The following is a 12391-nucleotide window of genomic DNA, read 5'->3' on the forward strand; positions in this document are numbered from 1 at the left end:
ATATACTTCTGTTCCGTGCGCGTTCACTCAAATGTATAACGTTTCTCCAGTGCCTTGAAGAACAAGGTAAGTACCATGGTCAGCAACAAATAAATAATACCTGCAATCAGAAACGGTGTCAGACGGAAATCCCGGTTTACTGCGGCCTGCGCATAATGGAGCAACTCGGGTACAGCAACGGCATACAGCAGCGCCGTATCTTTAATTAACGTAATGGACTCGTTCGCCGTCGCAGGCAGTACAACCCGGATCATCTGCGGGATGATGACTTTCGTCATTGTCTGCCATTTGCTTAAACCCAGTACCTGTGCAGCTTCATGTTGTCCTTTATCAATCGAGAGCAATCCACCTCTGAAAATCTCGGCAAAATAGGCACCATAATTCAAAATAAAAGCTAGTGCTGCCGCCGTAAAGCGGTCAAATACAAGATACTCTCCTACGCCTGGAAGCAGCGGCAGACCGAAGCAGAAGAACAACAGCTGAAGCATCAGCGGCGTTCCCCGCATCACATATACGTACGTATGAGCGATCCATGCCAACGGCTTGAATCGGCTTTTCATCAATAAGGTTACTCCAAATCCAAGTGGTACTGACACTATAATGGCCAACAAAAATAAAAAGATCGTGGTCTGTGCCCCTTCAAGCATGGGCTTCATGATGCCCAATAAATACTCCCAGCTCATCGCAATCGGCTCCTCTAATCTGTTAACCCCGCATTCCGCAGGAGACTTGCTCCTTTTTGGAATCCGGGGTCATGTTGTTTACTACATATGTCAGGCAAGTGGCCTGATCCTATTTCAAAACTTCATCTTCACCAAACCATTTGGTGGAAATCTCGGCTGCTGTGCCATCGGCATTCAGCTCATCCAACGCTTTTTGCAGCTGATTCAGCAGTTCTTCATTGCCTTTTTTCACACCAATGCCGTATTGTTCCGGAGCAAGGGATTCATCCAGCAGTTTGAACGTTCCCTCTTCCTTGGACATGTAATATCTCGCGACCACTTCGTCGATGATGACAGCATCCAAACGTTTCGTCTTGAGATCGGTAAGGGCCAGTACATTGTCCGGGAATTCGGAAGCATTCACTTTATCCTTCAGAGGACTTGCCGCGAGTGCATCTGCCGCAGAGGACAAGGCCTGCAATCCTACATTTTTGCCATCCAGTTCATCCAGCTTCGTAATCGGTGAGTCCGCGAGTGTGACTGCAACCTGGCTGTTCTCCAGATACGGCTTCGTGAACAGCACTTTATCTTTCCGCTCATCCGTAATCGTGTACCCGTTCCAGATCAGGTCGATTCGGCCGCTGTTCAGCTCCGATTCTTTGGAAGACCAATCAATGGGCTGGAACGTAATTTCTTTACCCATTTTCTCCGCTGCCGCTCTGGCATAATCAATATCAAAACCAACAATTTCATTCTTGTCATCCCGGAAGCCCATTGGAGCAAATTTATCATCTATCCCCACAATAATGGCATTATCATCTTTGCTTCCCGAGCTGGAGCATCCCGCAACAACAATCATGCATATGCTGATCAATAATAGAAATATCGCTTGTTTTCTCATCTCTCTAACCCCTCCATGTCTATAACCAAAACACAAACGCTTTAGTTCGTTACCACGTTATCAGAGTCTTATAATAACATAGCATAGGAGAAGAGTCGAGCCTCTTACCTTTTCCTTATCTTAGAACCAGCTTAATTGTCAACAATTTGTGAAAAAGCTGCTTTCACTTGCATAGGCTCTACCAGCTTCTTACGCACCGATATATCCCACTCCCCCGGTTCCTGAAGCGTCTTCAGTTCTGTACAAGCTTATGACAATGAGCAACATTCTTATCTTGTTCTTCGTCTGGAAGATATTAGGGAGGTGGATAAAATAAAAATCTTCATTACTGTGAGAACGTTGGCTTCACTCGTGTTCCTTACAACTTTGCTGATATTATCCGGCTGTAATCCTACTCCAAGTAACGGAACAAACGAACCTCCCTCTCTCCCATCGCCAAATACAAAGGAAACCGAAGTGGGTTCACTAGAGGAGAACGCTCAGGAACTGCCTACGCCAACTATCCAGAGCGAAAGCGGCATCTCTATTCCTGCTATACAGGGCAGTTATTGCTGGGGAGGTATGTGTGCTGACTATGCAGGTGATGTGGAATTGCTTGAAGGTAAAGTACCTGTCTCGGTTTTGGTGGGCGAGAACATATCTATTCACTTGAGTACGGATGTACCACCTAACGAGTTCACTCTGGTTGAATATGTGAACGGGGAGGCACGTCCCATCTCTTTGCGAGAAGGATCATTCCAGTTTGCACAGGAAAAACGTACTCATTATTATGGAGCCTTTGTCGGCTGGTCTTCCCCAAAAAATTCGCAGGTTTCCTTGGGTGATACCTCTTTTGCCTTCGTAATCCGTGGTGTCGAAAAAAAATAGAAGCAAACAAGGCCCCTCCAATTTTGGAGAGGCCCTACTCATTTTGTTCTATTGCTGCACTTTCTCGCGATCTTTCCCTTTATCCGATTCGCCCGCATTTTTGTTGGCGGCATCGCGATCCTGCTGCATCTCCTCAACGGTTTTCACTTTGAGACGTGCAGCACCTTCATATTCCTTCGTTGGAATCAGGTTGCCCGCAGCAAGTCTTGCTTCTGCAGCGGCAATCGCATCACCATATTGTGGCAACCATTCGGCTTGGGCGACCAACATCTCGTCGACCATTTGCCAGATTTCTTTTGGATTACATACTGCACCCACGAGTGGGTCCATCATGAACGCCTGACGCAATAGTTTGTCGTCACCATGTACCGCAGCTTCCACCGCAAGTCGTTGTACGGAAATGCTCACATTACACACGGCAGCCGGGCCGAGTGGCAGGTCGCCTACATGTGGCATCGAAATACCATTACGGTCCACATATCCCGGTGCTTCAATGATCGCATCATCAGGCAGGTTGGAGATCACACCGTTATTGACGGTATTGAAGTGTCCGCGGTATACGCGTCCCGTTTCCAGCCCTTCTATAATGTAGGAACCATGTTCTCCGCCTCGTTTTTCCGGGACAAATTGCATCGGTTCATCCTTCATCCAGTTCGGGAAATCTGTCTCAAACCAATTTCTGCCCTCAGTACACACACGCAAATATCCACCTGTCTCGCCATTAATCCAGCTGTCCAGATCAATCCAGTCCTTGATCTCTTCCGGACGTTTGCGATACCAAGGCACATATTCGCTAAGGTGACCATTCGATTCCGTACTGTAATAACCAAATCGGCGCAGCATATCAATCCGCACTTTCTCGGTACGGCTATACTCTGGATGTTTCTCGAAGGCTTCGAGCAAATCACCCGTAAGGTCTTTACCTTCATGGGATGCCTTGATGTACCAGGTCTGATGATTAATTCCGGCACATACTATATCCACTTCATTCATTTTCAGTCCAAACGCTTCCGCAATCTGGTGATGCCCATGCTGTACCCCGTGACATAATCCAATCGTGCGAACACCGCCATACTTGTTGCAGGCCCATGTCAGCATAGCCATCGGGTTGGAATAATTGAGGAGCAGCACATCCGGTGTGCTTTGTTCACGAATATCTTTACAGATGTCGAGCATTTCGGCAATTCCACGCTGTCCGTACATAATCCCACCTGCACACAATGTATCGCCGACACATTGATCTACCCCATATTTGAGCGGAATATCTACATCGGTTGCAAAAGCTTCCAACCCTCCCACACGGATTGTACACAGCACATACTTCGCATCCTTGAGCGCTTCTCTCCGGTCTGTTGTCGGCTGAATCTGAATATTCAGTCCATTCTCGCGAATATCGCGCTGACACAGCTCGGTAACCATGTCCAGATTGTGCTGATTGATATCACAGAACGCTATCTCAATATTGTTGAATTCCGGTACCGCGAGCAAATCCCGCAGCAACCCCCGTGTAAATCCGATACTGCCCGCCCCGATAAATGCCACTTTAAACGACATGCACAGTTCCTCCCGTAATCCGAGTATATTCGCCCCGGTTAATGATCTCACTTCATGAAATCATTGTAGCAACGGGTTGTAAGGAAGCGTTATCAAAATCATGACCTCTTCGCAGCGAGGATGTCAAAAATCCTCACTTTTGCTTCAACCGCCGTACTTTCCAGATAAACTGCACGATTTATTCTTCAGCGGGATAATGACTGACATGTCGTTCCATTGAAGAACGACATTCAACCGGAGTTCGGCCTGTATATTTCTTGAATAACATATGAAAATATTGTCTGCTCCCCACGCCCACGTAATCGGAAATTTCAGAGATTGGAATATTGGTCTGTTGTAGCAGCATCTTCGCTCTTTCCATTCGGAGCATCGTGAGATAATCGGTAGGCGTGCGCTTCGTCTGCTGGCGAAAAATACGGTGCAAATAGCCTGGATGCAGATTCACCGCTGCTGCGATATCCTTCATTTGAATATTGCGATCCATATTGTGATGCATGAATTCAATCGTACGTTTCACGTAAAGCTCCGTCTGATCCAGCGCACTTCGGTTGAATTCGCCGCGTAGTCTTGCGACCCGAACCAGCAGTTGGATAAACAACGTGCGTACCAGCGTACCTTGCTCAGGCGACTTCAGATCACGGGCTTCACGATGATGCGAGCGTTCCTCCGGCGGAATGATCCGCATGGGTGCAGAAGATCGTCCCTGCTCCATCAGTCCACGCTGATCCAGTTCCAGCACCAGGCTTTTCATAATGTGGTACACCTCTTCCGGGTCAGGCAAAACCAGATAAGGCGAGGCATGGGATAGAAAAGCATGGACTTCTTCCTCTTCCAGCGCAAGCTGGCGAATGGATGGATGCCCTGGATCCGAACGGGCAACTCCAAATTCCACATTGAGCATGCGGCACGGTACGCCATCCTTCACCAACAGACGGTGTGGAACCCCCGCGTCCAGCAGAATGAACTGCCCTTTTTTCAATACTGCCTGTTCCGAACTGCCATCCGGCATCTGCACATCGACCCGGCACATTCCCGAAATAATGTACATGATCTCCGTGGAATCATGATCATGATAGGACATCTGGTAGTTGTCCCATTGCTTGTAATAATACGCGTAGAAACGCGGTCCATAGTCCTCAGTACGCAGTTTCTCCTGAAACAGACTGCCTGTCCAATGTTTTGCTTCCAATGCCTGCACCTCCGTTGCTGCAACGATCCTCACTTTTCTCCATTGTAGCAAGTCTGGGTGATGTATTTCACCCGTGCAAAAGAAAAAACATTGCGATTTTAAATTAGATAATAATATAATTAGATATTATTCTAATTTATTTTATTTTCATCCAATCTATAGCCAGGAGGTCTTGAGACTATGAAAACTACATTTTTTTTGGTGAGGCATGCATTAAAAGAAAAGTGCATCGGTGATGTTCCCATCACATCCGAGGGAGTAGTACAAGCTAAATCAACAGCACTTCATTTAGCTAACGTACCTGTCACCAAAATCATTACAAGCCCACTTCAAAGAGCGATCGACACTGCGGCGCATATTGCTCTCCAAACAAACATTACAGTGACTGAAAACTCGCGTCTGCGGGAACGCGCCAACTGGGGTGACCTGCCTGAACAAACTTTTGAAGAATTCATCGCGATGTGGGACCGATGCACAAATGATCCAGACTTTCTCCCACCTGTAGGTGATTCCTCTAAGCAAGCAGGCGAACGTTTGGCCTTTTTCCTAACGGAATTGACGAGTGTAGAGCCACCAGACAGCTATATCGTTCTCGTTACTCATGGAGGGTTAATTACAGATTTTCTCGTAAACACATTCCCAGAGCATGAACTTAACGTCTGGCATCCTGATTTTATCGCGATGCAAAGTCAGTTGATTCCCGAATGCTCCATCACCACATTGATTTATGGAAACGGGAAGTACACCATTCAAGATTTTGCATCGGTATCACATTTGGAAGGATGAAGCCGTATGTTGCTTCGTTTAGCCATATCAAAAAACTCCGGGTAACCTCCCGTACGCTAAACGCACTGAGGTTACTCCAGAGCTTCACTTTAATACAATAGTAAACACTTCCTATAAAGAAATAATACTTTTGAAAACCTATCGCCTATTACTTCTCACTTCTCACTTCTCACTTTTCACCCATACCCGAACTGGGCGTGTGGAACTTGGGCAGCGTAACTTTCGACCAATCGATATCCGATGCCATGTAGAAGGATGGGTAGGACGGCTGATTGTATCCACTGTTCTGTCCAGCAATGCCGACACGATACATCGCATCGTGCATCAGCGTGTACAGTTTTCGGTCAGTCTTCTCGGTGCTCAGGTAGATGCGGATCGCCGAGCTGTCCTCAGTTCTCACCAGCATCTCTTCCCGCCAATCCCCGAAGATATCCGCAACGAGAGATGGCGTACCTTTAGTATAATTGTTAGTCAACGTTCCGGTTGCGGTCAGCAGCGTGCCTCGATTCCAATCTTTAATCGTAGGTGTAACATCGATGGCACCGTCCACGATCTGAGTTGTCATATCGCCGGCCCAGCGTATATTCATATTCGTGCCAGGAGCTTTATCGCTTATTTTCTCACCGCTGGCCGTCCATAGTCCCACAGCCCATGTCTCCAAGCCGCGGCGAGTCGGGTCCACATCACCGATCATGCCGCGTCCGGTATCTTTGCCCGTGTATCCGCCATAGATCACTTGCCCAGTCTTCGCATCCCGCAGGGAATATCCGTATGGCGCCCAAGGACCACCCTCATGCACCATGAAGATCTCCAGTCCTGGACGATCTGGATCAATATCCGCTACATGGAGTGCATCCCCATGGCCCAGACGTGCAATTGTTCCCGGAGCAGCACTCTCCGCAGGCATCAGGTCCTTGGAGCTGTACAGCACACTGCCATCATGATCAATCGTGGCCGAGCCGTACACAATCTCCTGTTTACCGTCTCCATCCACATCAGCGACACTGAAATAGTGCGCGCCTTGCGTTGTAATGGAGCCATACACCGGATCTGTACCGTCCACACCATGCGGACCGTCATTGAACGGATTCTTCATCGGTGTCCAGCCACTATCCACTTTCCATTCACGTTTGAGCTTTTTGCCATCCCAGTTGTAGGCGACCATGGTCGAACGTGTGTAGTACCCGCGTGCAAAGATTGCAGACGGTTTCTTTCCATCCAGATATGCCACGCCTGCCAGGAAACGATCTACCCGGTTCGCTGGTTCAATACGCGCCATTGCGTAATCGCCCCACATCAACCCATCATCCTGTCGTCCCGGCTCATAAGGAATGGTCTCCAGCTCTTTGCCTGACTCTCCTTCGAACACCGTTACATACTCAGGTCCATCCACGATAAAACCTTCGAACTTGCGCAGCTCATTCTTGTCACTGCGGCTTGGTGCATACACATCGATGAAGTAATCGGCCAAGCTCTCAGCATCCTTCTGAGACAATGGATAACTATACTTTTTCTCAATCCCAAAATCTTCCTCCAACGTAGCAGGCCAGTTGCCCTTCACGACCTCTTCATGTTTATGCCAGTTTTTGAACATATCCACGACATGATCATAGTAGCCATCTGCACTTAAACGGTAATCATCTTCGTTGGAGTATCCTGCCTTGCGATCCTGCTTCGGAAGGGTGATGTATTTCTCGGAAGTGACCTTTCCTTTTTTGTTATAATTGATAATCTTGGTTCCCGGTGCGGTCTTGAACATCAGCTCAGCCTTACCATCCCCGTCAAAATCATAAACGAGCATCTGTGTATAATGAGCACCCGAACGGATGTTAACCCCGAGATCAATCCGGTACAGCAATTGTCCGTCCAGTGTGTAACAATCCACGTAAGTTTTACCGGTGTAGCCTTTTTGCGAAACATCCTTGGAGTTAGAAGGGTCCCATTTTACAAAAAACTCATACTGACCGTCCCCATCCACATCGCCCACACTCATGTCATTTGCAGAATACGAGTAGGCTTCTCCCACTGGCGTCACACCATCGGCCGGTTTTTGCAAAGGAATATCGACGTAGCCGTTCGCCCAAGGTTTGACAGTTGCACTGCGTTTGCTCTCCTTGCCCTTATTGCTTACTGCTGCCACTTCATAACGGGACGACGATTTGCCTGAGGCATCAACATAGTTGGTGCTGTCGGTGACCGTAGCAATCTTCTTGCCATCACGATATACGTTGAAATCCGTGCCTGTCAGACCTTTATCGCTATACCCTGTAGCCTCGTCACCAAGCAATCTCCAACTGAGAAAAACACCCTCGGAAGTAGACGCCGCAACCAGACCGCGATCAAGATACTCAAGCTGAATGTCTTTCAAAGAACTACCTCCCTTATGTGACTGCACGCTGGCCTCAGCCGCGCTGTTCTCACTGGAAGCTGCTGCTCCGCTCGCACCCGCTGTTCCCGCAACGAGCAAAGCAACGCTTAGTGCCGAAGACAGCATTTTGGCTGCAAGTGGCATACGCACCTTCCTGCGATTGGAGTGCATACCTGAAACCGATCCCTTATGTATCGGCGCTGTTATTTTGGATTTCATCGACCTTCACTCTCCTTGAGACAGAATGGGTGATGCTTATGGCTGTGCTTGGATCGTGGCGACATCCGTCAATCCATACAGACGTTCATATCCTTCAAACTTTACTGAATGCGCTTACAATAATATAAATGAATAACTCTCCTGAACAGACTTCTTTGACTCCGTCCCCCTTCCAATCTCTCTCCATCAGAGCAGCTTCATCCTGCCCATCGGGTATTATTATAGACATCCCACCTGCTGTGACATAGGCAAATATCCGTCCAAAACGATCAATAATCAGTGTTGTTCAGGAAGGATTAATGTGAAAATATGTACTTTCGGTTCAGCCGAGCAGCCGTTTCGGTTATTTTATATTCAAAATATTCCCTTGTATGCAATAATATAAGAGTACCTTATGAAGGCAGGGTGATTGAAGATGAGTTTCGAATTCTACATAGTAGCAGATCGTCCAATTCCCGAGATCAAACTTAGAGGACAAGAGATTTTAACTGTAGGGGATATGATTCGTATGAATGTTCCGGATGGCCTGATTCCTTGGAAAGAAATGAATGAACATGTAAAGGTTCTTTATGGTGATCCGGTAGCGTCTAATCATTTTCACATAGAAAGTGCTTCATATGCTTTAAAAATCATGAGCAAATATACTAATCTCAATCATATTTATAAATTTGATGTTCCTCCAATAGATCTAACGAAGGAATTATATAATTATGTTACTACACTTAATAAAGAAATAAATTTGGAAATCTGGCATCTCTGGTTTGGCTATGATTATGAAGATGAAGTCATTACAAGAAAAAACTTATCCCGTTCCACTCTTACTCTCTCTGATTTTGAAGCCCCTCTCCATGAGAGTTGGTGCATAGCTATTAACAGTTGATACGTGAAGCTGAAAATAACAGCAAGGGCGTTCCAAGGTCATGAACATGACTTCGAAACGCCCCTACTTTGTGTTTGGCTGGAAACGCCCTTATGACCTTCACTGCATCAGATCATCTTACTCGCCTTAATTACTGAACACTTCGGCCATCATCTGGCCACCCTTTTAAGGCTCAATGCCCCAGACCAGGGTACCGCCTTTGTAGAGGGTCACCTTGTTCCAGTCCTGATAGGATGTTTTGGTTGGATCGTAGGAATAATCATTGGTTTCATCAAAGTTGCTCCAGTCCGTTTTGTACATGCGGAGCTGGATGTCCCCAGACTGTCCACCTGCCTGGATCGCACCTGCTCCAGAAGTAAAGCTCAGCTCCACATAGGAATCGGTGAACGTGCGCTGGATGTTATCACCACCGACCTGAGCCCAGTCAATTGCAGAGTCCATCGCTGCGGTACCTTCTTTGGAGAAGTAATAACGGATTTTCAGATCACTCAGGTTTACAGCCGTGTTACCTACGTTTTTGATGTTGAAATACGGTTTGATTTGGTTATCTGCCGCGTTCGTATCTCCCGCACGATATTGCAGAACCAGGTCACTGGTCGGAACAACTACACTTTGTGGTGTTGCAGAAGCTGCGGCAGAATTGATACTTTCCCCGGCAGCGTTCACGGCACTAACCACATAATGATAGGTCGTTCCATTGGTCAGCCCTGTATTCGTGTAGGATGTGCCGCTCACGCCCGTAGCAACCGTAGTGAATGGACCTGATGCACTCAACGCCCGTTTCACGTTATAACCTGTTGCTCCTGGCGAAGCCGCCCAGGACAAGCTGATTTGCGCATTACCTGCCGTAGCTGTCAATGCTGTTGGTGCGGCAGGAGCGGTTACGCCTGCAACCGGCACAGCACTTTGTACTGCCGAATTCACACTCTCACCCGCAGCGTTCACGGCACTAACTACATAATAATAGGTTGTTCCATTGATCAGACCTGTGTTGGCATACGATGTGCCGGTCACGCCCGCAGCAACCGTAGTGAATGGACCCGATGCACTCAACGCCCGCTTCACGTTATAACTGGTCGCACCTGTGGAGGCTGTCCAGCTCAGGGAAACCTGTGCGTTACCTGCTGTCGCAGACAGTGTTGCCGGAGCCGCTGGAGCTGTCGTTCCACCCCCTCCACCATTGCTAGCAGGAAGAACAGGGAATGAGTTTTGCACCAACATGACGAATTGGTCATGGAACCAGTGACCTGACACTGGTGCATTAGGTAGCGCACCCGTCAATACACCATCACGAGTTGTAAACGTTGGATCACACATCCGGTCGAAACCTTTGCCTTCGTTGTTCGGAATTTCCGAGCTGGAGCCATCAGACTCCCCTGGAGGTTTGACCCATACATAGGCATCCAGATGGGCTGGTCCTGGTGCTGCTTTAGGTGCTTCACCTATGCCTGCTCCACTGTTATTACACCAGTTCCCCCGGTGATCGCGCTTATCCACACGCCCGGAGTTCACGTACGTGTTAATATCACTGCCTGTAGCAGACGTTGGACGGTTCACCCCGCCCCATCCATTGCGGCTGGTATCAATAAGGAAGCCTGTGCTGGCCGGCCAGCCAGCTTGTACAAATCCGCTATACAGTGCCGCAGTGAAATCGGTTTCGTCGAAGTAAGGATTCCACTCGTAAAACTTGGAAGACTTGATGGGTTGGCCGCCAATATTCAGATCCGGATTAGGCAGATTCGGTTCATTCAGCGGTGTGCTGTTCGCCGTGTTCGTAATGAAGCCATCGGCGCTGCTCAGACCTGCTGTTGTTCCTTGGACAACGCTGGTATACAGCGAGATTGCGCCTGTACGGTTGTTATCCCAACCAAGCCAGCCGGAGTGACCAATATCCAGGTAGTTGTACACATTCGGAATGGCATGCAGCTTTTCCAAGGCGTATTTCACGCCAGCTTCATAGATGCCTGTTGAACTCGCCTGTGCACAAGCTGGTGTACTCAGATTAGTTACCAGATTGGGCAGACTGTCTGGCTCAATGATAGCGATGATGCGAATGTCTTGATACTTGGGCTTTGCAAAAATATCGGCGATTACATTGATATAATCATTTTTATACGTCTGCAGTGCCGCCTGTGTTAGTGGAAGTTCACCATTGGATGCAAGCGCATGACAATCCCGCCCAGGTAAGTTGTAGATAACGAATGAAGCGGTAATTGGAGTACCTGCCTTCTTTTGTGCCAAGGCGGCATCCAGATGCTGCTCCACACTTTTGCGTCCGGCATTGTCTGTTCCACCATTAATGGCGGCAATACGGTCGATCCAGACTGCCGTTGGATAGGATTTGACCGTTTCCATTTTGGCTTTTAATGAAGCATCACTGGTGAGAGCAATAGACGTATCCACGAGAGCGGAATAATCCTGGTTTAAATACGACGTAGCTCCGACAAACGGATTATCCACATGCGCTTCAGCTGCCTGACTCACTCCTGGAGCCATGCCCGGGAAAATGCCCGCCGCGAGCAGCGTTGCTGCCAGCATTTGTTTTACACTTCTGCGAAGCACCTTTCCGCCTTTCGATAAGGTTTTCGATTTAGTCATTAGGGTTCCACCTTTCCTGTACTTGGATTGGGTATATACTCATGTCTGATCCTCTGTGTCGGCAAGATGCTATGCACGGTAGAGAACGTATGGATGAGCTGTAGGGACTTCACCTCCATGAATGTAGTTCAATTGGGACAAGCCAGGTCAACAACAATAAGGTGTGAAACAAGAAACAGAAATGGTGTCTTACACTGAGGTTAAGGGACAAAGCAAGGGGGATAACATCTGTAGGTGTGTGCGGGTGATCTTTGGTGAACGGATTTCAAGGCATTGCTCAGACTCAAGTTAAGTAAGCGCTTACTTTAAGAGGTTTTAAAAAAAGGCTTACCCTCGATACAAACCTCACATCGCGTGTCCACCTCCT

Annotated in this window: 9 protein-coding genes; 3 read left to right on the forward strand and 6 right to left on the reverse strand. The window is 47.9% G+C overall.

Features of this window, described 5'->3' with window-relative positions; genetic code table 11:
• Positions 1 to 23: 23 nt before the first annotated feature.
• Both MHB84_RS07840 and MHB84_RS07845 read right to left on the reverse strand, forming a co-directional pair.
• Positions 24 to 683: an amino acid ABC transporter permease gene (locus tag MHB84_RS07840; RefSeq protein WP_076290291.1), complete on the reverse strand. Its 660-nt coding sequence runs from the start codon at positions 681 to 683 to the stop codon at positions 24 to 26.
• Between the two features lie 109 nt (positions 684 to 792).
• Positions 793 to 1563, reverse strand: a complete 771-nt coding sequence (locus tag MHB84_RS07845; protein ID WP_024628860.1) for an amino acid ABC transporter substrate-binding protein — start codon at positions 1561 to 1563, stop codon at positions 793 to 795.
• Positions 1564 to 1893: 330 nt separating this feature from the next.
• On the opposite strand from MHB84_RS07845, the gene MHB84_RS07850 reads away from it, so the two are divergent.
• The gene (locus MHB84_RS07850) at positions 1894 to 2430 is read left to right on the forward strand and encodes a hypothetical protein (RefSeq protein ID WP_143764767.1); all 537 of its coding nucleotides are present in this window, start codon (positions 1894 to 1896) and stop codon (positions 2428 to 2430) included.
• Positions 2431 to 2478: 48 nt separating this feature from the next.
• Here the strand turns inward: MHB84_RS07850 and MHB84_RS07855 are convergent, their stop codons facing one another.
• Positions 2479 to 3984 carry an alpha-glucosidase/alpha-galactosidase gene (locus MHB84_RS07855; protein ID WP_076290293.1) on the reverse strand — a complete coding sequence of 502 codons (1506 nt, stop codon included), beginning with the start codon at positions 3982 to 3984 and terminating at the stop codon, positions 2479 to 2481.
• 178 nt (positions 3985 to 4162) lie between these two features.
• A complete protein-coding gene (locus MHB84_RS07860) occupies positions 4163 to 5173 on the reverse strand; it encodes an AraC family transcriptional regulator (protein WP_076290457.1) in 1011 nt (336 codons plus the stop codon).
• 180 nt (positions 5174 to 5353) lie between these two features.
• Here MHB84_RS07860 and MHB84_RS07865 point away from each other — a divergent pair, with 180 nt between their 5' ends.
• On the forward strand, positions 5354 to 5959 hold the full coding sequence (locus tag MHB84_RS07865) for a histidine phosphatase family protein (RefSeq protein ID WP_076290294.1): 606 nt from the start codon (positions 5354 to 5356) through the stop codon (positions 5957 to 5959).
• Positions 5960 to 6128: 169 nt separating this feature from the next.
• Here the strand turns inward: MHB84_RS07865 and MHB84_RS07870 are convergent, their stop codons facing one another.
• Positions 6129 to 8471, reverse strand: coding sequence for a rhamnogalacturonan lyase (locus MHB84_RS07870; RefSeq protein ID WP_076290458.1), 2343 nt, complete (start codon positions 8469 to 8471; stop codon positions 6129 to 6131).
• Positions 8472 to 8961: 490 nt separating this feature from the next.
• Here MHB84_RS07870 and MHB84_RS07875 point away from each other — a divergent pair, with 490 nt between their 5' ends.
• Positions 8962 to 9426, forward strand: a complete 465-nt coding sequence (locus MHB84_RS07875; protein ID WP_076290295.1) for a hypothetical protein — start codon at positions 8962 to 8964, stop codon at positions 9424 to 9426.
• Between the two features lie 165 nt (positions 9427 to 9591).
• Here MHB84_RS07875 and MHB84_RS07880 read toward each other — a convergent pair whose 3' ends face one another.
• Positions 9592 to 12024, reverse strand: coding sequence for a glycoside hydrolase family 6 protein (locus MHB84_RS07880; RefSeq protein ID WP_076290296.1), 2433 nt, complete (start codon positions 12022 to 12024; stop codon positions 9592 to 9594).
• Positions 12025 to 12391 lie beyond the last annotated feature (367 nt).

This window comes from Paenibacillus sp. FSL F4-0087, from assembly GCF_038020215.1.
Lineage (GTDB): Bacteria > Bacillota > Bacilli > Paenibacillales > Paenibacillaceae > Paenibacillus > Paenibacillus taichungensis.